This is a genomic window from Thauera butanivorans (genome assembly GCF_048398245.1).
Taxonomy (GTDB): Bacteria; Pseudomonadota; Gammaproteobacteria; order Burkholderiales; family Rhodocyclaceae; genus Thauera; species Thauera butanivorans.
Map to the genome: position 1 here is coordinate 444,257 of NZ_CP183038.1, position 20,329 is coordinate 464,585.

At 68.7% G+C, this 20,329-nt stretch carries 20 protein-coding genes; 11 read left to right on the forward strand and 9 right to left on the reverse strand.

Going from position 1 to position 20,329, the window contains the following annotated elements; all coding sequences use genetic code 11:
• The 7 genes from ACNQFN_RS02150 to ACNQFN_RS02180 form a co-directional block, all read right to left on the reverse strand.
• Positions 1-1,059: a DUF2169 family type VI secretion system accessory protein gene (locus ACNQFN_RS02150; protein ID WP_068639314.1), complete on the reverse strand. Its 1,059-nt coding sequence runs from the start codon at positions 1,057-1,059 to the stop codon at positions 1-3.
• Between the two features lie 57 nt (positions 1,060-1,116).
• Positions 1,117-1,824, reverse strand: coding sequence for an MgtC/SapB family protein (locus ACNQFN_RS02155; protein WP_245651000.1), 708 nt, complete (start codon positions 1,822-1,824; stop codon positions 1,117-1,119).
• A gap of 39 nt (positions 1,825-1,863) precedes the next feature.
• Positions 1,864-2,577, reverse strand: coding sequence for an ABC transporter ATP-binding protein (locus tag ACNQFN_RS02160; protein ID WP_068639335.1), 714 nt, complete (start codon positions 2,575-2,577; stop codon positions 1,864-1,866).
• A complete protein-coding gene (locus ACNQFN_RS02165) occupies positions 2,577-3,443 on the reverse strand; it encodes an ABC transporter ATP-binding protein (RefSeq protein ID WP_418647815.1) in 867 nt (288 codons plus the stop codon). Before ACNQFN_RS02165 ends, ACNQFN_RS02160 begins: the two co-directional genes overlap by 1 nt.
• A complete protein-coding gene (livM, locus tag ACNQFN_RS02170; RefSeq protein WP_418647816.1) occupies positions 3,440-4,774 on the reverse strand; it encodes a high-affinity branched-chain amino acid ABC transporter permease LivM in 1,335 nt (444 codons plus the stop codon). The genes ACNQFN_RS02165 and livM overlap by 4 nt, the downstream gene beginning before the upstream one ends.
• On the reverse strand, positions 4,774-5,688 hold the full coding sequence (locus tag ACNQFN_RS02175; protein WP_068639317.1) for an ABC transporter permease subunit: 915 nt from the start codon (positions 5,686-5,688) through the stop codon (positions 4,774-4,776). The genes livM and ACNQFN_RS02175 overlap by 1 nt, the downstream gene beginning before the upstream one ends.
• Positions 5,689-5,968: 280 nt before the next feature.
• The gene (locus ACNQFN_RS02180) at positions 5,969-7,066 is read right to left on the reverse strand and encodes a branched-chain amino acid ABC transporter substrate-binding protein (RefSeq protein WP_418647817.1); all 1,098 of its coding nucleotides are present in this window, start codon (positions 7,064-7,066) and stop codon (positions 5,969-5,971) included.
• 355 nt (positions 7,067-7,421) lie between these two features.
• On the opposite strand from ACNQFN_RS02180, the gene gshA reads away from it, so the two are divergent.
• The 8 genes from gshA (at position 7,422) to ACNQFN_RS02220 (ending at position 15,015) form a co-directional block, all read left to right on the forward strand.
• Positions 7,422-8,720: a glutamate--cysteine ligase gene (gene gshA / locus ACNQFN_RS02185; RefSeq protein WP_068639319.1), complete on the forward strand. Its 1,299-nt coding sequence runs from the start codon at positions 7,422-7,424 to the stop codon at positions 8,718-8,720.
• Entirely contained in the window at positions 8,717-9,661 is a 945-nt protein-coding gene (gshB, locus tag ACNQFN_RS02190; RefSeq protein ID WP_418647818.1) for a glutathione synthase, read from the forward strand. Before gshA ends, gshB begins: the two co-directional genes overlap by 4 nt.
• Positions 9,661-10,740 carry an FAD:protein FMN transferase gene (locus tag ACNQFN_RS02195; protein WP_418648954.1) on the forward strand — a complete coding sequence of 360 codons (1,080 nt, stop codon included), beginning with the start codon at positions 9,661-9,663 and terminating at the stop codon, positions 10,738-10,740. The genes gshB and ACNQFN_RS02195 overlap by 1 nt, the downstream gene beginning before the upstream one ends.
• A 31-nt stretch (positions 10,741-10,771) precedes the next feature.
• Positions 10,772-11,506, forward strand: coding sequence for a ZapG family protein (locus ACNQFN_RS02200; protein WP_068639322.1), 735 nt, complete (start codon positions 10,772-10,774; stop codon positions 11,504-11,506).
• Positions 11,507-11,515: 9 nt separating this feature from the next.
• Complete coding sequence (locus ACNQFN_RS02205; RefSeq protein ID WP_245651002.1) at positions 11,516-12,460, forward strand: DUF6279 family lipoprotein; 945 nt, start codon at positions 11,516-11,518, stop codon at positions 12,458-12,460.
• A 137-nt stretch (positions 12,461-12,597) separates the two neighbouring features.
• Entirely contained in the window at positions 12,598-13,050 is a 453-nt protein-coding gene (locus tag ACNQFN_RS02210) for an OsmC family protein (protein ID WP_068639323.1), read from the forward strand.
• A gap of 27 nt (positions 13,051-13,077) precedes the next feature.
• Positions 13,078-13,872 (forward strand): enoyl-CoA hydratase, encoded by a 795-nt coding sequence (locus ACNQFN_RS02215; protein WP_068639324.1) that lies wholly within the window; start codon positions 13,078-13,080, stop codon positions 13,870-13,872.
• Positions 13,873-14,019: 147 nt separating this feature from the next.
• The gene (locus ACNQFN_RS02220) at positions 14,020-15,015 is read left to right on the forward strand and encodes a LysR substrate-binding domain-containing protein (RefSeq protein ID WP_068639325.1); all 996 of its coding nucleotides are present in this window, start codon (positions 14,020-14,022) and stop codon (positions 15,013-15,015) included.
• Positions 15,016-15,038: 23 nt separating this feature from the next.
• Here ACNQFN_RS02220 and eco read toward each other — a convergent pair whose 3' ends face one another.
• On the reverse strand, positions 15,039-15,521 hold the full coding sequence (gene eco, locus ACNQFN_RS02225; RefSeq protein ID WP_068639326.1) for a serine protease inhibitor ecotin: 483 nt from the start codon (positions 15,519-15,521) through the stop codon (positions 15,039-15,041).
• Between the two features lie 226 nt (positions 15,522-15,747).
• On the opposite strand from eco, the gene ACNQFN_RS02230 reads away from it, so the two are divergent.
• The gene (locus tag ACNQFN_RS02230; protein ID WP_068639327.1) at positions 15,748-16,641 is read left to right on the forward strand and encodes a DMT family transporter; all 894 of its coding nucleotides are present in this window, start codon (positions 15,748-15,750) and stop codon (positions 16,639-16,641) included.
• A gap of 104 nt (positions 16,642-16,745) precedes the next feature.
• Entirely contained in the window at positions 16,746-17,354 is a 609-nt protein-coding gene (locus ACNQFN_RS02235; RefSeq protein WP_068639328.1) for a 2-hydroxychromene-2-carboxylate isomerase, read from the forward strand.
• 105 nt (positions 17,355-17,459) lie between these two features.
• Here the strand turns inward: ACNQFN_RS02235 and ACNQFN_RS02240 are convergent, their stop codons facing one another.
• Positions 17,460-18,194, reverse strand: coding sequence for a hypothetical protein (locus tag ACNQFN_RS02240; RefSeq protein WP_418647819.1), 735 nt, complete (start codon positions 18,192-18,194; stop codon positions 17,460-17,462).
• An 88-nt stretch (positions 18,195-18,282) separates the two neighbouring features.
• Between ACNQFN_RS02240 and ACNQFN_RS02245 the strand changes: the two genes are divergently transcribed.
• Positions 18,283-20,214: an ATP-binding cassette domain-containing protein gene (locus ACNQFN_RS02245; protein WP_418647820.1), complete on the forward strand. Its 1,932-nt coding sequence runs from the start codon at positions 18,283-18,285 to the stop codon at positions 20,212-20,214.
• The last annotated feature ends 115 nt before the right edge of the window (positions 20,215-20,329 follow it).

The following is a 20,329-nucleotide window of genomic DNA, read 5'->3' on the forward strand; positions in this document are numbered from 1 at the left end:
TCAGTCCAGCCGAAAGCTGCGCAGCACGGCATGGCGCGCTTGCAATACATGGGGAACGGGCAGGCGCCAGGTGAGATACAGACGCTCGGCATCCAGGTCGATGTCTATGGTGTCGAGGCGCATCGGCGCCAGCTGCGCCTGCCCCTTGGCGGGCAGCAGCAGCGCTTCGAGGCGGATTGCAGGCAGGTGGCCCACGCAGTGCGCCAGGCCCCGGAAGCCGCGCAGCGCCAGTTGTTCGCCGCCGGCAAGGGGGCGTTCGAATACCCAGTCCGGATGGGCGGCGTGGAAGAAGCGCGGATCGAAGTCCGCCGGGTAGTCGGGGCCGGCGGTGCTGTCGGCCTGTCGTTGCCAGGCCTTGTCATAGGTGCCGGCAAAGCGGCTGCGCGCGTCCCAGAAGCGTGGGATCGGGCCAAGGCCGGGCACGGGCACCAATGCGCCGGGCCGCTCGCTCATCACGTCGAAGGCCTCGATCTGTGGAGCAGGGTAGTGGATTTCGCGGTCCATGCGCCGTGCATCGAAAAAGCCGATGCCGACGGGGTTGGGCTCATGCTCGATCCACCCGCCTGCATTCGGGTAGCGTCCGCCGAAAGCCAGCTCGTAGCGCAGCGGCCAGGACTCGGCAGGCTCAGGCTCGCTCAGCTGCCAGCCTTTGATGAACGACCAGCGCCATTGGCGCGGCCCGACCAGACGCGCCTGACGCTGGCGTTTGAAATTCTTGCCGGACACCTCGACGGACACCGCCCAGTGCTGACGGTACTGCTCGGGAGCCGTGACCGACCCGCGCACCCACAGATCCGTGCCGGGTTTGTGCAATACCGTATCGCCCGCCACACGCAGGCTGGTGCGCTCAGGGGCGCCGTAGTGCTCGTCGGCCAACCACAGCGGAGCGGATTCTGCCGTCAGTTCGATGCCGTCGCCGTGTCCGCGTCCTTCCTCGCCGGGGAGCAGGCGGCAAACGGCCTTGCAGATCAGCACGTCGAAGTGCCGCCGTCCCGGCCCCGCCTTTTCGAAGGAGAAGTATGTGAAGGGGGTGTAGTTCTCGACCGTTTCCAGTTGCATGAGCACGGATCAGGACAGGCTGCATGGCTCGTTCATATGATGAGGACTCATTATGCATCAATCTCCCGTCGGCGACAGGCGGAAGGCGCGCACCTCGTCGAGCTTGCGCAGTTCTTCCGCCAGCGTGCGCAGGTTGCCCTGCTGGCTGGTGCGGATGGTCATGCGGTATTCGAAGTACAGCCCGTCGTCCGAGACGCGGTAGTTCATGTTGGCCACGGTGAAATCGTGCCGGGCGAGCAGCGCGCGCACTTCCTCCTCGTTCATCGCATGGCCGCGATCGAAGCGGATGGTGTGCTGGGCATACAGGTGCGAGGGCAGGCGGATCTCGATCCAGCGGAAGGCCGCCAGGGTGCCGAGCGTGATCAGCGTGGCGAACACCGCCGGGAAGTAGAAGCCGATGCCCATCAGGATGCCGATCGCGGCCGTCATCCAGATCGAGGCCGCGGTGGTCAGCCCGCGCACGCTGAGCCCTTCCTTGAAGATCACGCCGGCGCCGAGAAAGCCGATGCCGGTCATGATGCCCTGCGCCATGCGCGTCGGGTCGGTGCGCACGGTTTCCATCGGCACGCCGGGCAGCCAGGACCACTGGTACAGCGTCACCAGCATCAGCAGGCTGGATGCTACGCAGACCAGCGAATGGGTGCGGAAGCCCGCCGGGCGGCCGTGGTAGCTGCGTTCGAGGCCGATGATGCCGCCGGCGGCGAGCGCGGCCAGCAGGTGGACGGAGATGTTCGCCAGATCGGCGTGCATGTTCGGCGGGCTCATGGCTGCCTCCTTGCCGAAGCGTTCCCGTTATTTACCGGCTCAGCCGTGGCCGCCCTCGAGATAGGCCGCCCGCACTTCCGGACTTGCCAGCAGTTCCGCGCCCGTCCCCGCGAGCGTGATCTCGCCATGCTGCAGCACGTAGCCGCGGTGTGCAACCCGCAGCGCCTGGTTGGCGTTCTGTTCGACCAGCAGGATGGTCATGCCGTGGTCGCGGTTCAGCTCCCTGACGATCTGGAACACCTTGCGGATGTAGATCGGCGCCAAGCCCAGCGAAGGTTCGTCGAGCAGCAGCAGCTTGGGCCGGCTCATCAGCGCGCGGGCGATCGCCAGCATCTGCTGTTCGCCGCCGGACAGCGTGCCGCCGCGCTGCGACTGGCGCTGCTCCAGGATCGGGAACATCGCGAACATGCGCGCGAGGTCGGCGCCGTAGTTCGCCGGGTCGGCGTGCGTCGCGCCCATCTGCAGGTTCTCCAGCACCGTCATGCGCGGGAAGATGCGCCGGCCTTCGGGCACCAGCGCGATGCCGCGGCGGGCGATCTCGTGCGTGTGCACGCGGGTGATGTCCTCGCCGTCGAAGACGATGCGCCCGGCGCTCGCGCGGGGGGTGCCGAACAGGCTCATCATCAGCGTCGACTTGCCGGCGCCGTTGGCGCCGATCAGCGTCACGATCTCGCCGACCTGCACTTCGACGTCGATGCCGCGCAGCGCGTGGATGTGGCCGTAGTGGGCGTGCACGCCCTCCATCGTCAGCATCATGCCGTGGCCCCTCCCGTCGTCACCGCAGCGTCCTGCGCATCTTCGTCGTCGTCCTCGCCGAGATAGGCCTTGATCACGTCGGGGTCGTTCCTGACCTGTTCCGGCGTGCCCTCGGCGATCTTGCGGCCGTAGCTGATCACGCCGATGTGGTCGGAGACGTTCATCACCACGCTCATGTCGTGCTCGATCAGCAGGATGGCGATGCCCAGTTCGCGGCACAGGTAGAGCAGCAGCGCGTTCAATTCGGCCGATTCGCGCGGGTTGAGGCCGGCGGCGGGCTCGTCCAGGCACAGCAGCACCGGGTCGACGCACAGCGCACGGGCGATCTCGATGCGGCGCTGGATGCCGTAGGGCAGCGCGCCGGCGGCGTGGTCGGCGAGGTGTTCGAGCCGCAGCCGCTTCAGCCACGTTGCCGCGCGCTCGATCGCCGCTTGCTCGGCCTGGCGGTAGCCGGGCAGGCCGAGCAGGCCGGCGATGGAGAACTTCGAGGCGTGCTGCAGCACGTTGTGCTGGGCGACGATGAGGTTTTCCAGCACCGTCATCTTCGGGAACAGGCGGATGTTCTGGAAGGTGCGCACGACCTGGGCGTCGCGCGCCACGCGATGGCTGGGCAGCGCTTCCAGGCGCATTTCGCCGTGCTGCGGGTGGGCCAGCCGCAGGCTGCCAGTGGTCGGCTTGTAGAAGCCGGTCAGGCAGTTGAACAGCGTGGTCTTGCCGGCGCCGTTGGGACCGATGATGCCGGTGATGCTGCCGGCCGGCACGTCCAGCGACAGGTCGTCGATGGCGACCAGGCCGCCGAAGCGCATCGTCAGGTTCTGCACCGACAGCAGCGTGGCGGCGGTGTTCGGGACGGTGGCATTCATCGTGCGGCCTCCCTGGCGGCGCCGGCCTTGCCCAGCGGGTTCAGGCGCACGGTCGGTTCGCGGTGCGACAGCAGGCCGCCCGGCTTCCAGATCATGATCAGCACCATTGCCGCGCCGAACAGCAGCATGCGGTATTCGGCGAAGTTGCGGCCGAACTCGGGGATCAGCACCAGCAGCGTCGCCGCCAGCACCACGCCCATCTGCGAACCCATGCCGCCCAGCACGACGATGGCGAGGATGATGGCGGACTCGGAGAAAGTGAAGCTTTCCGGCGAGATGAAGCCCTGGCGCGCGGCGAAGAACACGCCGGCGAAGCCGCCCAGCATGGCGCCGATGGCGAAGGCCGACAGCTTGATGTTGGTGGTGTTCATGCCCATCGCGCGGCAGGCGATCTCGTCCTCGCGCAGCGCCTCCCAGGCGCGCCCGACCGGCAGCTTGCGCAGCCGCGAGACGAAGGCGTGGGTCAGCAATGCCAGCACCAGGATCAGGTAGTAGAGGAAGATCAGCCGGTGCATCGGCGAGAAGGCCAGGCCGAAGAAGCCGGCGAAGGTCTGCTCGCCTTCGGGTGCGCTGCGGGCGAACTCGAGGCCGAAGAAGCTCGGCCGCGGGATCGAGCTGATGCCGTTGGGGCCGCCCGAGAACTCGGTCCAGTTCACCAGGATGACGCGGATGATCTCGCCGAAGCCGAGCGTGACGATGGCGAGGTAGTCGCCGCGCAGGCGCAGGATCGGGTAGCCGAGCAGGATGCCGAAGCAGGCGGCGAGCGCGCCGGACACCGGCAGCGCTTCCCAGAAGTTCCAGCCGTACTGGGTCGACAGCAGTGCGTAGGAGTAGGCGCCGACCGCGTAGAAGGCGACGTAGCCGAGGTCGAGCAGCCCGGCCAGGCCCACCACCACGTTCAGGCCCCAGCCCAGCATCACGTAGATCAGCACCGTGGTGGCGGTGTCGACCACGTAGCGGTTGTCCGAATGGAAGATCGGCAGCGCCACCGCGGCGCCGAGCGCGATCCAGCCGAGCACGGTGACCACTTTCTGCGCGCCCTGGGCGCGCTCGTCGGCGGTGGCCGGGGCGCCGGCCGCGCTGCGGGCCTGCCTGCGCTCGCGTGCCTGGTCGAGCGCCCAGCGCAGCAGCAGGCGGCCGGCGAACACCGCCGCGACGGTGGCGGCCAGCAGGCCGAAGCGGGTGTCGACCGCCAGCCGGCCGCCCACGTCCACCGTGGTCAGGCCGATCAGCGGCACGCCGAGGATGAAGCCGACGAAAGCGACCCAGCCGGCGTCGCGCAGGCGCTCGGCGGGCGTCATCGCGTGGCGGGCGAAGACGACGGTGCTCATCAGACTTTCTCCACTTCGGGCCGGCCGAGCAGGCCCGAGGGGCGCAGCATCAGCACCAGGCACAGGATGCCGAAGGTGGCGACGTCCTTGTATTCCGCCCACAGGTAGGCGGCCCAGAAGGATTCGATGAGGCCGATCAGCAGGCCGCCGAGCATCGCCCCCGGCAGCGAGCCGATGCCGCCCAGCACCGCCGCGGTGAAAGCCTTGATGCCGACCAGGAAGCCGATGAAGAAATCGACCACGCCGTAATACACCGTCACCATCACGCCGGCGACCGCGGCCAGCGCGGCGCCGAGCATGAAGGTCAGCGAAATCGTGCGGTCGACGTTGACGCCGAGCAGCGCGGCCATCGTGCGGTCCTGCTCGCAGGAGCGCTGCTGGCGGCCGAACGGCGTCTGCGTGATCATCCAGGTGAAGGCCGCCATCAGCGTCACCGTGGTGACGATGATCAGCAACTGGCTCCAGCTGATCTGCACGCTGAAGGCCGGCGCGTCCCACAGCACGAGACCGCCTTCGATGACCGGCGGGATCGGCTTGACGCGCGCGCCCTGGGTCAGCTGCACGGTGTTCTGCAGGAAGATCGACATGCCGATCGCCGAGATCAGCGGCGCCAGCCGGGTCGAGCCGCGCAGCGGGCGATAGGCGGTGCGCTCGACCGCCCAGCCGTAGGCCGAGGTGAAGAAGATCGCCACGACCAGCACGAAAGTCAGTGCCAGCGGGATGGACGTCACGTCCGCTGCCGCCAGCAGCGTGAAGGCGGTGACCGCGATGAACGCGCTCACCATGAAGATGTCGCCGTGGGCGAAGTTGATCATGCCGATGATGCCGTACACCATCGTGTAGCCGATGGCGATCAGGCCGTACATGGCGCCGAGCGTCAGCCCGTTGATCAGTTGCTGAAGTGCGTAGGCCACGATGTCTCCGTTGGGGGCACGGCGGTTTCCCGCGCTGGTCGCCGGGGCGCAGTGCGGGCGTGCCGCTGTGATGTGATCCGGCCCGCGCCGCTGCGTCGGGCGGCGCGGGGGAGGTCTGGCCAGGCCCAATACCGTTCGTTCGAGCAGGCGCCTCTTTCACCGTAGGAGCGGCTTCAGCCGCGAAAGGCGGTTGTTCGCGGCTGAAGCCGCTCCTACACCGGAAGGGAATCTCCTAAGTGAACGGCACTATGGCCGGACCAGGCGAAGCGGGGCCGGACGATTACTGGACGTAGTCGTACTGGCCGCCCTGCCAGCGGTAGACGACGAAGCCGGGCACGTTCAGGTCGCCTTTCGGACCGAAGGCGAGATCGCCGATCACGGTCTTGAAGTTGCCGCTGCGCATCGCCTTCTCGAGCTCGGCGTACTGGGTGCTGTTGGCTGCGGTCGCCACCTGCTCGAACAGCTGCATCGCGGCATAGGCGTACAGCACGTAGCCTTCCGGCTCGACCTTGGCGGCGCGGAACTTCTCCACCACCGGCGCGGCGTCGGGGTTCTTGCGCGCGTCGGGCGAGAAGGTGAACAGCACGTTGTCGGCGGCCGGGCCGGCGGCGGTGACCAGCTCGGCATTGGTCATGGTGTCGCCGCCCATCACCGTCAGCTGCAGGCCGGCGGCCTGGGCCTGGCGCAGGATCAGCGCGACTTCGGTGTGGTAGCCGCCGAAGGCCATCACGTCGACGCCGGCCTGCTTGAACTTGGCGATCAGGCTGGAGTAGTCGCGCTCGCCGGCGGTGATCGATTCGCGCAGCGCGGGCTTGAGGCCCTTGGCACTCATCGCCTTGGCCATCTCGTCGGCCAGGCCCTTGCCGTAGGCGCTCTTGTCGTCGACCACGGCGACCTTCCGGTCCTTGAAATGGTCGGCGAGGTAGCCGCCGGCCACCAGGCCTTGCTGGTCGTCGCGGCCCATGATGCGGAAGACGTTGGGCAGGCCGCGTTCGGTGACTTGTGGATTGGTCGATACCGTGGCGACCAGGATGTCGGCGTCGGCATAGACGTCGGAGGCGGGGATCGTCGAGCTGGAGCACCAGTGGCCGTGCATGTAGACGATGCCCTTGTTCACCATGGTGTTGGCGACCGACACCGCCTGCTTGGGATCGCAGGCGTCGTCGCCGATCTCCAGCTTCAGCTTCTGGCCGAGCACGCCGCCGCGGGCATTGATGTCGGCGATGGCCATTTCGGCGCCCTTGCGGATCTGGTCGCCGGCCGAGGCGTACTGGCCGGTCATCGGGCCGGCGATGGCGACCGTCAGGTCGGCCAGCGCGGCACCGGAAAAGCCGCCGAGCGCGAGCAGGGCGGCGGCGAGCAGGGTTTGCTTCTTCATGGAACGTCTCCTTTGTTGTTTGATTTGGACAGGGGGGGCAGGCCTCGGCGGTGGAGCCTGCGGCGATCCCGCCCCGTAAAGGTAAGCGAATTTTTCTTCCTTGCCATCCGTGGCGACCCTCAGGCCGGGGATCCCCGCCCGCAGTGCCGGGCGCCCAATGTCTCAAGCTCCGGGGCCTTCCCGCTCTGACCGGGATCAAAGCTCGGCTCCATTACCGGCAGGCTCGGTGCCGGGCCCGCGACGTGCTGCCGCGCGTGCCGGCTGCGTGAGCGCTGCGGGCCATGGTGTAACATCCCCGCCAATCGTTTCGCCGCCTGCCGGGCCGGCAGGGGCTCATCCAGGCCAGAGACAATCCATGGTTCCGCACCTCACTACCGCACTCACCGGGCCGCTGCTCGAACTGGAGCGCCAGTTCCTCGACAACGCCTGCGACATCGAAAAGTGGTTCCGCACCCAGTGGCAGGACCACATGCCGCCCTTTTACGGCTCGACCGACCTGCGCAACTCGGGCTTCAAGCTCGCGCCGGTCGACCTGAACCTGTTCCCGGGCGGCTTCAACAACCTCAACGACGCCTTCATGCCGCTGTGCGTGCAGGCCGCCCAGGTCGCGATCGAGCGCATCTGCCCCGACGCCGGCAAGCTGCTGCTGATTCCCGAGAACCACACCCGCAACCAGTTCTACCTGCAGAACGTGGCCAAGCTGGTGTCCATCCTGCGCCTGACCGGGCTGGAAGTGCGCATCGGCAGCCTGCTGCCCGAGATCACCGAGCCGACCGTGATCGAACTGGCCAACGGCGTCGCGCTGACGCTGGAGCCGCTGCGGCGCAGCGGCGGCCGCGTCGGCCTGGATGGTTTCAGTCCCTGCGCGGTGCTGCTGAACAACGACCTGTCGGCGGGGATTCCGCCGGTGCTGCAGGGCCTGGACGAGCAGTGGCTGATCCCGCCGCTGCACGCCGGCTGGCATGCGCGCCGCAAGTCGAAGCACGCCGAGTGCTACGACCGCGTGGCGCGCGAGTTCGCCGCCGCGATCGGCATCGACCCGTGGCGCATCAACCCCGAGTTCGGCGTCTGTGGCCAGATCAACTTCCAGGAGCGCACCGGCGAGGAATGCCTGGCGGCGCAGGTCGATTCGCTGCTGACCCGCATCCGCGCCAAGTACAAGGAATACGGTGTCAGCGACGAGCCCTTCGTCGTCGTCAAGGCCGATGCCGGCACCTACGGCATGGGCGTGATGACGGTGAAGGACGCGTCCGAAGTGGTCGGCCTGAACCGCCGCCAGCGCAACAAGATGGCGGTGGTCAAGGAAGGCCTGCAGGTGCACGAGGTCATCATCCAGGAAGGCGTGCATACCTTCGAGACGGTCGAGGACGGCGTCGCCGAGCCGGTCGTCTACATGATGGACCACTACGTCGTCGGCGGCTTCTACCGCGTGCATACCGAGCGCGGCCGCGACGAGAACCTCAACGCGCCGGGCATGCACTTCAAGCCGCTGGCCTTCGACACCTCCTGCACGCTGCCCGACATGGCGCAGGGGCCGGATGCGCCGCCCAACCGCTTCTACGCCTACGGCGTGGTCGCGCGGCTGGCGCTGCTGGCGGCCTCGGTCGAGATCGAGGAAACCGCGCCGCTCGAGGAACTCGGAGAGGCGGCATGAAGCTCGCCTTCATCCTCGATCCGCTCGACGGCCTGAAGGCCTACAAGGATTCCAGCATCGCCGTGATGCGTGCCGCCGCTGCGCGCGGCCACCAGGTGTGGACGCTGCAGCGCGGTGCGCTGGCCTGGCGCGACGGCGCGGTGGCGGCGCGTGCGCTGCCGATCCGCCTGCTGGCGGGCGACAAGCCCTGGTACGAGCCCGCCGGAGCGGAGCAGGCGCTGCCGCTGGCGGAATTCGACGCCGTGCTGATGCGCCAGGACCCGCCTTTCGACTTCGAGTACGTCACCGCCACCTGGCTGCTGGAAGACGCGATGCAGGCCGGCGCGCGGGTGTTCAACGACCCCCGCGCGATCCGCGACCACTCCGAGAAGCTTGCCATCACCGAATTCCCGCAGTTCATGGCCACGTCGCTGGTGGCGCGCGATGCGGTCGACATCCAGGCTTTCATCGACGAGATCGGCGACGTCATCCTGAAGCCGCTCGACGGCATGGGCGGCAGCCAGATCTTCCGCGTCAGGAAGGACGACCCCAATCGCAACGTCATCATCGAGACGCTGACGCAGGAAGGCGCCCGCACCATCATGGCGCAGCGCTACCTGCCGCAGATCGCCGACGGTGACAAGCGCGTGCTGATCATCGGCGGCGAAGTCGTGCCCTATTCGCTGGCGCGCATTCCGCAGGCCGGCGAGACGCGCGGCAACCTCGCCGCCGGCGGCCGCGGCGTGGCGATGCCGCTGACCGCGCGCGAACGCGAGATCGCCGAATACCTCGCGCCCATCCTGTGGCAGCGCGGGCTGCTGATCGTCGGCCTGGACGTCATCGGCGGCCACCTCACCGAGATCAACGTCACCAGCCCCACCTGCATGGTCGAGATTGCCACCCAGCAGGGTTTCGACGTCGCCGGCCTGGTCGTCGACAAGCTGGAACAAGCTTGCGCCTGATGGGGGCGAGGCCGGACTTGCCCTCCTGCTGGCTGCGCTGCCTGGGATTGATTGCCTGCGTGCTGCTGCTGGGTGCCTGCTCGCGCGCCGAAGTCTTCCATCATGAGGCTTTCGTGTTCGGCACCCGGGTCGACGTGGCGGTGTATGCCGACGACCAGGCGGCGGCCGATGCAGCGGCCAACGCCGTGCTGCGCGAGTTCGACCGCCTGCACCGCGCTTACCACGCCTGGGAGCCGTCGGAGCTCACGGCCTTGAATGCCGCCATCGCGCGCGGCGAGGCGGCGACGGTGTCCGCCGAGCTGGCGGCGATGCTGAAGGATGCCCAGCGCATTGCCGCCATCAGCGACGAGCTGTTCGACCCCGCGCTGGGCGCGCTGGTGGCGCTGTGGGGCTTCCATTCCGATACTTTCGTGCCGCTGCGGCCGGATCCCGCCAGGCTGCAGGCCCTGCTCGACGCCCGGCCGCGCATGGCCGACCTCGTCATCGACGGCAACCGCGTCGAAAGCCGCAACCCGGCGGTGCAGCTCGATTTCGGCGGCTACGCCAAAGGCTATGCGCTGGACCGCGCCGCCGCCATCCTGAAGCAGCAGGGCGTGCGCAACGCGCTGATCAACATCGGCGGCAACGTGCTGGCGCTGGGCAAGAAGGGCGATCAGCCGTGGCGCATCGGCATCCAGCATCCGCGCGAACCCGCGCCGCTGGCGGCGATGCCGCTGTACGACGGCGAGGCGGTCGGCACCTCGGGGGACTACCAGCGCTACTTCATGCTCGACGGCGAACGCTACGCCCACCTGCTCGACCCGCGCACCGGCCAGCCGGCGCATGGCACGCAGTCGCTGACGGTGCTGGTCACGCCCGGCAGCGCGGCGGAAAACCTGGGCAGCGAGGGCACCGGCACCTTGTCCGATGCTGCCAGCAAGCCCGCCTACCTGGCAGGCGATGGCTGGCGCGAACAAACGCGCCGTTTCGGCATCGAACACGCGCTGCGCATCGCCGGGGATGGCCGCGTGGAAGTGACGCGGGCCTTGCGTGCGAGGCTGCAGTTCCTGGGGCCGGTCGAGCCCCGCATCGTCGATTGAACAAGAACAGGATCAGGGGAGGGAACAAGACATGACTGAACAGACCGCATGGTTCGCCGCCATCGCCGCGGTGCTCGTCGCCGCGCTTATCGGCTTCTTCATCGGCCGCCGCTGTGGCGGCGGCAAGGCCCGCATCGAGGAACTGGAAGCCGAAGTCCAGCGCCAGGTGCAGGAAATCGAGGGCTACCGCAAGGAAGTGGAGACGCACTTCGACAAGACGGCGACGCTGTTCGTGTCGATGGCGGGCTCGTACAAGGAGCTGTTCGAACATCTGTCCTCGGGCTACGAAAAACTGTCGTCCGGCTCGGCGCGCACGCTGTTCCAGCAGCGTGTCGATGCGCTGCTGGTCGGCTCCGCCCGCGATACCGGCGAGGCGGACAAGCTGCTGGCGGGGGTGGGGGCTGCGGCGGCCGTGGCCACCGTGGCAGATGCCGCTGCCGTGGAAGCTGCGGGCGCCGATGCACCGGACGTCGATACACGGGATGCCGCCGCATCGGGCGCCGTTGCGCCCGAGGCCGACGCGGCGCCGGATGCAGCCGCCAGGACGGCAGAAGCTGCGGCTGCTCCGGAGGAAGCCATCGCCACGCAGGCCGACGCGCTTGCGGAGAGCGCCGAGGCCGAAACCCCTTCGGAAGTCGCTGAAGTGCGGGACCTGGCCACCGAAGCCTACCGGAACGAGGGGGCACAGGCCGACGATCCGCTGAGCGATACGGTCGCCGGCGAAGCCGGCCAGCACGCCGGGGCTCGCCGGGACGGCGCCGGCTGAGTCACTGCGATGCCGCCGCCCGGCCAGCCGCGCTTTCGCCTGGGTCGGGTGCGCACGGCCCGGCCGGCGGTGTCTGCATGCGCGCGAAGCTTCGTCGCCGTGCTGCTGGCGGTACTGGTGCTCGGCGGCTGCGGCGTGCGCTTTGCCTATTCCCAGCTCGACTGGCTGGTGCCCTGGTACCTGCGCGACTACGTCACCTTCGACGCCGGCCAGCGCCAGGTGCTGGACCAGCGCCTCGCGCTGCGGCTGGATTGGCACTGCCGCGTGCATCTGCCGGGCTACGTCGGTCTGCTGCGCGATGCGCGCCGCCTGCTGGCGCGCGAACGGATCGAGGCGCAGGAGCTGGCGCCTTTCCTGCGCCAGGGCGAAGCCTGGTGGGACGAGCTCCGCGTCGAACTGATGAACGATGCGAAGGTGCTGCTCGCGGGCCTGTCGGACGATCAGGTCGCCGAACTGGCGGCTGCCTTCGAGCGCCGGGACAAGGAGGCGCGCGAGGAATTCCTCGGTGGCAGCACCGAGGCGCGCCGCAAGGCACAGATCGCGCGCATGGAAAAGCGCCTGCGCAACTGGTTCGGCCGCCTCACCGACGAACAGCGCGCGCTGGTCGCCGGCTGGAGCCAGGGGCTGCAGCCGACCACCGAACGCTGGCTGGACGAGCGCCGCCAGTGGCAGCAGGGTATGCTCGAGGCCTTGAAGGTCCGCCGCGAGCCGCGGCTGTTCGCCGAACGCATCGCGGCCCTGCAGGCGCCGGCCGGCGAGGTGCAGGACGAATACTCCGAACAGGCGGCACACAATCGACAACGGACCCTGGACTTGCTGGCCGGTGTGTTCAATACCGCCAACGACCGCCAGCGGGAACGTCTGCTCGCCGAGATCGATGGGCTCACGGGGCAGTTCGACAAGCTGGCCTGCGCCGCGCCGAAAATGGCGGAAACGGGACGGGGGCTGGAGTGAATCGCATCGGCGAGGCTTAGTTTTCCTAAGCCTCAAGCACAGAAATCGTCGCTTTACGCTGCGGTTTGCGGCGGCCTACGATCTGCATGTCCGGCACGCCCGTTTTCGGCGCGGAGCCACATCTTCGGAGGTCGACCATGTCCCAGCACCACGCTGCCATCCATTGGCAACGTTCCCCGCACCCCACCGACGGCAGCACTTATTCGCGCAACCATGTGGCCGAGCTGAACGGCCAGCAGGCCGTGAATGTGTCGGCGGGCGTCGACTACAAGGGCGATCCGGCCTGTGCCGATCCCGAGCAACTGCTGCTCGGTGCGCTGGCGAGCTGCCACATGCTGACCTTCCTGGCCATCGCGGAATTCCAGGGCTACTGCGTGGAGCGCTACGAAGACCAGGCGACCGGATACCTGGAGAAAGTCGAAGGTGTCGGCATGAGCCTGACCCGGATCGAACTGTCGCCCCGGGTCAGCTTCGGCGGCGACAAGCAGCCGGACGCTGCCGTGCTCGCGCGCCTGCATGCCGGTGCCCACAAGAACTGCTTCATCGCCCATTCGATCACGGCCAAGGTGACGGTCGTGCCGGCGGCCTGAGCCGCGCGTCCATCCGGAGTTGCCATCATGCCCGCACTGCAGAACGCTACCGATACCCCGTTGCTGCGCAGCGACGCCGACGGCGTCGTGACGCTCACGCTGAACCGTCCGCAGCAATTCAACCCCCTGTCCGAAGCCATGCTGGATGCCCTGCAGCGCGAGCTGGATGCGCTGTCCTGCGACGACGAGGTGCGCTGCGTCGTGCTGGCAGGGGCCGGCAAGGTCTTTTGCGCCGGGCACGATCTGCGTGAAATGCGCAGCCAGCCCCGGCTCGGGTATTACCAGGACCTGTTCGCCCGCTGCAGCCGGGTGATGCAGGGCATCCAGACGCTGCCGGTACCCGTCATCGCCCGCGTGCACGGCATCGCGACCGCTGCCGGCTGCCAGCTCGTCGCCAGCTGCGATCTGGCGATCGCCGCGGAGACGACGCGTTTCGCGGTGTCGGGCATCAACGTCGGCCTGTTCTGCTCCACGCCGGCCGTGGCGCTGTCGCGCAACGTGTCGCCCAAGCGCGCTTTCGACATGCTGGTGACGGCGCGTTTCATCGATGCTGCGACCGCTGCCGATTGGGGGCTGATCAACGAAACCGTGCCCGAAGCCGAACTGGACGAAGCGGTCGCGCGCAAAACCGCCGAGATTCTCTCCAAAAGCCCCGTGGCGGTGCGTTACGGCAAGGCCATGTTCTACCGCCAGCGCCAGATGGCACTGAACGATGCCTATGCCTACGCAGGCGACGTCATGGCGCGCAACATGATGGAGGAGGATGCCTGCGAAGGCATCGACGCCTTCTTCGAGAAGCGCCCGGCCCGATGGAAGCGCTGACGCGCTGCCGGTGAGTGCCGTGGCGGCTGAGCTTCACGCGGCTGTCCTGACACCGTAAGCTGCCGGCCCATGTCCAAACGAGCTTGCCGATTTCCTCCGCTGCCGGCCACACCCGATGCGAGTGTGGAGGCGGCACCGGGTTGCCGGATGCAGGACGGCGTTCCGTCGCGGCCTGCGCCAGCCTCCACGCGGCGCTTGCCGCCGCTGGTGGCGCTGTCGTATTTCGAGGCTGCGGCAAGGACGAGGAGCTTTGCTGCTGCAGCCAGGGAACTGCACGTCACGCCGGCAGCGATCAGCCACCAGATCAAGGCGCTGGAGGCGCTGCTCGGTGTCGAGCTGTTCGTGCGCCATCACCGCCGGGTCAGCCTGACGTCGGCGGCCAGGCTTGCGCTGCCGGCGCTGCAGGAGGGCTTCGCCGCGCTGGCGGATGCGGTCGAGCAGCTCCGTGCCCACAGCGAGGCGCGCAACCTCATCACGGTATGCGCGGAGCCGATGTTTGCGACCAAATGGCTGGTGCCGCGCCTGCATCGCTTCTACGCCCGTTGCCCCGAGGCGGAAGTGCGCCTCCAGGCCAGTCTCAGCTCGGTCGACTCGATGCGCGGCGGTCCCGCCGGGCTGGCGGAGTTCCGCCGGGCGGGTATCGATCTGGCCGTGCGTTTCGGCTATGGAAGCTATCCGGAGCTCGAAGCGCAGCGTTTGCTGGAAGTGTCGCTGCTGCCGGTATGGGCGCCCGAGCCGGGGGCGGAGCCGCGCGTGGAGCCTGAAGCCCTGCTGGGGCAGGCCTTGCTGAGCGACGGCACGGCCTGGCGTTCGGCCGATCGTTTCGGCTGGCCGCAGTGGTTCGAACATGCGGGCGTCGCAGTGCCGGCTCCGCTGCGCGAGCAGCGCTTCGGCAACGGGCTGCTGGCGCTGGAAGCTGCGCTCACGGGGCAGGGGGTACTGCTGGCGTCCCCGCTTCTGATCCAGGCCGAGCTGCAGGGCGGCAAGCTGGCTGTCGCCTGCGAGGTGGCGATGCCCTGTCCCTTCGCCTACTTTGCCGTCTGTCCGCCGCTGGCGCTGGAGCGCCCGATCGTGCAGTCGTTCAGGGCATGGCTGTTCGAGGAGGCCGTGCCCTGCGGAGGTGGGGGTGCCGCGACGGCATGAGCATACGGCACGCCTGCTGCGCGTCAGCGCTGCTGCGCGGGCAGGCTGTCCGGACCGGCCGACCAGATGCGGTAGCGCACCTCGATGTCGCTCGGCGCGTAGATGACCAGCGGCAACTGGCTGTTGTAGCGCACCAGCATGGGCTCGCCGCCGGCCTGCACGAATGCCTGTTTGCGGCTGTCGTCCGGGCAGGCCATCATCGTGCTGACGGGCGGGCCGACCCGGTCCAGTTCGTAGTAGCTGTAGCCCCAGCCTTCGACGGTCTTCTCCTGCCATTGGCCGCCCATGCGGTGGTGGTTGCAGTCCACCTCCATCGTCTTGCCGGCGATCAGCTCCACCTTGCGTGTGCTTTCGTCGGTCAGCTTCGGCAGTTCGATGACGTGGCGGCTGTAGCCTTCGGCGGCGCGTGGCCAGGGCTTGAGCGCATCGTCGGCGGACGTCGTCGCGCAGGCGCTCAGCGACAGCCCCAGGGCAAGGGCGGCGAGACTGCTTTGAGTTTTTTTCATCGGAGTTCTCCTGTTGTTCTTGGAGGCGCCTCGCGGGCGGCGGGCTGGCATTATCGGGGCAAATTCGCCCGAAAGCGGGAAGCAGGCCTGAGGGATACCGTAAGAATATGTTGGCGAAGCGGGGCATCGAAGGTGCGAATCATGAGGGCTGCGCTCGAGCCGGAGCCCGGTGCTGCGCGTATGATTGCGCGCGCCTTTGCCGCCGTTCCCTGTTCCCGAGAATCCGATGCCGCCCAAGACCCAGCTCGACCGCCTTGCCATCAGCCTGATGCTGCTGTTCTGCACCTTGTGGGGCTTGCAGCAGGTGGCGATCAAGATCGCCAGCACGGGCATTTCGCCGGCATGGCAGGCCGGGCTGCGCTCGATCGGGGCGACGGTGCTGGTGTTCGGCTGGGCGCGGCTGCGCGGTATTCCGCTGTTCGGGCGCGACGGCACGCTGTGGCCGGGGCTGCTCGCGGGGCTGCTGTTCGCCGGCGAGTTCGCCTTGATCTTCCTCGGGCTCGAGTTCACCACCGCCTCGCGCGGGGTGATCTTCTTGTACACCGCGCCCTTCTTCGTCGCCCTGGGGGCGAAGTGGCTGCTGCCGAACGAGCGGATGCGGCGTGCGCAATGGGCGGGGATGGCGCTGGCCTTCGCCGGAGTGCTGGCGCTGTTCGGCGAGAACCTGCTGCGGCCGTCCGGGCAGGCCTGGATCGGTGACTTGATGCTGGTTGGCGCGGCGATGCTCTGGGCCGCGACCACGCTGACGGTGAAGGCGACCGCGCTTGCGCGCACCTCGGCCGAGAAGATGCTGCTGTACCAGCTGGCGGTGTCGGCGCTGGTGCTGCCGATGCTGTCGCTGGGCCTGGGCGAGCCGGGCGTGTTCGCACCCACGGCCGGGGTATGGGCGAGCCTGGCGTTCCAGACCGTGCTGGTGGCATCGGCGAGCTACGTGGGCTGGTTCTGGCTGATTCGCCATTACCCGGCGACGCGGCTGTCCTCGTTTTCCTTTCTGACGCCGGTGCTGGGTGTGCTGGCCGGCGGCGTGCTGCTGGGCGAGGCGCTGACGCCGGCGGTGTTCGCCGCGCTTGGCCTGGTCGGCGCCGGCATCTGGATTGCCAATCGTCCAGCGGCGGAGTAGCGCTGCGGCACGGCTCGGGAGCCTGCGCTGGGGCGCGTGCCGTGGCGGCGTGCGTGCGCCCGTCGGGCTATAGTGAAGAGGTCCGTTTGCCTTGGAGTCCTGCCATGTCCCGTCCCGCCGTCGAGTTCTGGTACGAGTTCGCCAGTACCTATTCCTGGTTGTCGGTGATGCGCATCGAGCCGCTGGCCGAGGTGGCGGGCGTGCAGGTCGAATGGAAGCCCTTCCTGCTCGGGCCGGTGTTCATGGCGCTGGGCTGGAACGATTCGCCGTTCAACATCTATCCGCCCAAGGGCCGCTACATGTGGCGCGACCTGGAGCGCCTGGCGGCCAGGTACGGCCAGCCCTTCCGCAAGCCGAGCGGCTTTCCGCGCGACAGCCTGCTGGCGGCGCGGGTCGCGCTGGTGGGGGTGGCGGAGGGCTGGGTGGCGCCGTTTTCGCGTGCGGTGATGAGCGCCAACTTCGCCGAGGACCGCGACATCGGCCAGGCCGGGGTGATCGCGGAGATCCTGTCGCGGCAGGGGCTGGACGCCGATGCGGTGATCGGGCGCGCCTTGTCGGACGACAACAAGCAGGCTTTGCGCCGGCAGACCGAGCATGCGACCGAGCTCGGCCTGTTCGGTGCGCCGAGCTTCAGGGTGGGCGAGGAACTGTTCTGGGGCAACGACCGCCTGGAAGATGCGCTCGACTGGGCGCGTGGCCTGCAGCCGCTGTAGGCGGGCAGGGCTGGGCGCCGGTGTCGCGGTGGCCGGCTGCCAGGTGCTGAATGTCCGTCGCCGGCGTGCCGGCCGGCGGATCGCCGCTTGCCGGGCCGATGGCTGCTATTTCTTCTTGGTGGCCTGGTCTTCTTCGTGGCGGCGGATGCGCTCCTCGTAGCGCGCGCGATCGCGCTCGGCGGCGGCGGCGCGGGCTTCGGCTTCGGCTTCGGTTTCGGCGCGCTTGGCGGCCCGTTCCGCGTCGCGCGCAGCGCGTTCGGCCTGTGCGCCGCTTGCGGCCTCACCGGCACTGCGGGCACGCTCGGCGCGGATGCGTTCGGCTTCGGGCGACGGGCCGACGTCCCCATCCGGCGCCGGTGCCGGCGTGGCCGTGGCGGCGGGCGCCGGTACATCGGGTGCCGGTACGCCGGGAGCGGGTTGTGCAGCCGGTGCGTTGGCGCGCTGGGCGGCCTGGACTTCGGCGGCGGCGCGCTGGCGCTGGGCGAGGTCGATCTGGCGGGCTTCGGCTTCGAGTGCGCGGGCGCGCTTGATCGTGTCGAGGCGCAGCTGCCTGGCCTGGTCGATGCAGCGATTGACGAGGAATTTCTGGTAGCAGCCGGCTTCGGTGGCAACGAAAGTGGCTTCGGCCTCGTTGCGCAGCACCTTGGCCTGGGCGTTGAGTTCGGCCTTGCGTGCGTCCTCGGCGACCGTCTGCGACGAGGCGCCGGTATCGGCCGGTGCTTGCGCAAGTGCGGGAGCGGACAGTGACAGCAGGACTGCGGCCGACAGCGACAGCAGTGCGCGTGCGGGTCTGGGGGCCGAATTCAGGGGGGCTGTGGGGGTGAGGCTGGGGCGGGACATGCGCGCAGGGTTCCGGAGACGATTCGCTTGGCGCGTAGAATAGCGCCTTTATTTCCGTCCGCGGCCGTCCTGGCCGTGTTTTACCTTCGTGATCAGTCTTCGCAATCTGCGCCTCGCACGTGGCGCCAAGGTCCTCGTCGAAGGGGCCACGCTGCAGATCCATCCCGGCTGGAAAGTCGGCCTGACCGGCGCCAACGGCAGCGGCAAGTCCAGCCTGTTCGCCATGCTGCGCGACCAGCTCCACCCCGACCAAGGCGACCTGGAGATGCCGCCGGGCTGGGTGATCGCCCACGTCGCGCAGGAAACCCCCGGCCTGCCGCAGCCGGCGATCGACTACGTGCTCGACGGCGATGCCGAACTGCGCGCCATCGAGGCCGGGCTGGCCGCCGCCGAAGCCAGCCACGACGGCGGGCGCATCGGCGAACTGCACGCCCGCCTGCACGAGATCGGCGGTTATGCGGCGCGTTCGCGCGCGGCGGCGCTGCTCGACGGCCTGGGTTTCCTGCCATCGGACATCGAGCGCCCGGTGGCGGACTTTTCCGGCGGCTGGCGGATGCGGCTGAACCTGGCGCAGGCGCTGATGTGCCGCTCCGACCTGCTGCTGCTGGACGAGCCGACCAACCACCTCGACCTGGACGCGGTGATCTGGCTCGAGGCCTGGCTGCGCGACTACCGCGGCACCCTGCTGCTGATCTCGCACGACCGCGAATTCCTCGACGCCTGCACCACCCACATCGCCCACATCGAGCAGCAGCGCCTGGCGCTGTACTCCGGCGGCTATTCCGATTTCGAGCGCCAGCGTGGCGAGCGCCTGCTGCAGCAGCAGGCGATGTTCGACAAGCAGCAGCGCGAGATCGCGCACATGGAAGACTACATCCGCCGCTTCCGCGCCAAGGCCACCAAGGCGCGCCAGGCGCAGAGCCGCATCAAGGCGCTGGAACGGATGGAGCGCATCGCCGCCGCCCACGTCGATACGCCCTTCAGCTTCGCCTTCCGCGACGCGCCGCCGGCTCCCGACCCCTTGCTGCAGATCGAGGACGGCGCGGTCGGCTACGGCGAGCGCATGGTGCTGGAGCGGATCCTGCTGACGCTGCGCCCCGGCGAGCGCGTCGGCCTGCTGGGGCGCAACGGCGCCGGCAAGTCGACGCTGATCAAGCTGCTGGCCGGCGAGCTTCCGCTGGCAGCGGGACGCAGGCTGGAAGGCAAGGGCCTGGCGACCGGCTACTTCGCCCAGCACCAGCTCGAAACCCTGCGTCCGGACGAATCCGCGCTGCAGCACATGATGCGGCTCGACCCGCAGACGCGCGAGCAGGAACTGCGCGACTACCTCGGCGGCTTCGATTTCCGCGGCGACGGCGCCGGCGGCACTTCCACGCCGGCGACCACGCCCTGCGGCCCGTTTTCGGGCGGCGAGAAGTCGCGCCTGGCGCTGGCCTTGCTCATCTGGCGGCGGCCCAATCTGCTGCTGCTGGACGAGCCGACCAACCACCTCGACCTGGAAATGCGCCACGCGCTGACGATGGCGCTGCAGGACTACGAAGGCGCGATGGTGCTGGTGTCGCACGACCGCGCGCTGCTGCGCGCCACCTGCGACCGCTTCCTGCTGGTCGATGGCGGCCGCATCCAGCCCTTCGACGGCGATCTCGACGACTACCGCGACTGGCTTGCCACGCGCCGCGCCGAGATCACCGCTGCCGCCGCCTGCCCCGACCAGGCTGCCGACAAGGCGGCGCGCAAGGCCGACCGCGCCCAGGCCGCCGCCGAGCGCCAGGCGCGGCTGGCCGCGCGCCGCCCGCTGGTGAAGGAGATCGAGCAGATCGACAAGCGCCTGGCGGCATGGAACGAGGAAAAGGCCGAACTCGACGCTCGCCTGGCCGACCCGGCGCTATACACCGGGCCGCAGGCCGGCGAGGTGCCGGTGCTGAACAAGCGCCAGGCGGAACTGGCGGAGCGCATCGAGGAAGCCGAGTTGCGCTGGCTGGATCTGCACGAAGCGCTGGAAGCGATCCCCGCCGATTGAGTCCGGCGGCTGCGGCTGCTTTTAACCGGCAACCAAATAAACACGAGTAGGATGGGTGGAGCGTAGCGAAACCCATCACCCCTGCTCCCGGCAAACGATGGGTTTCGCCTGCGGC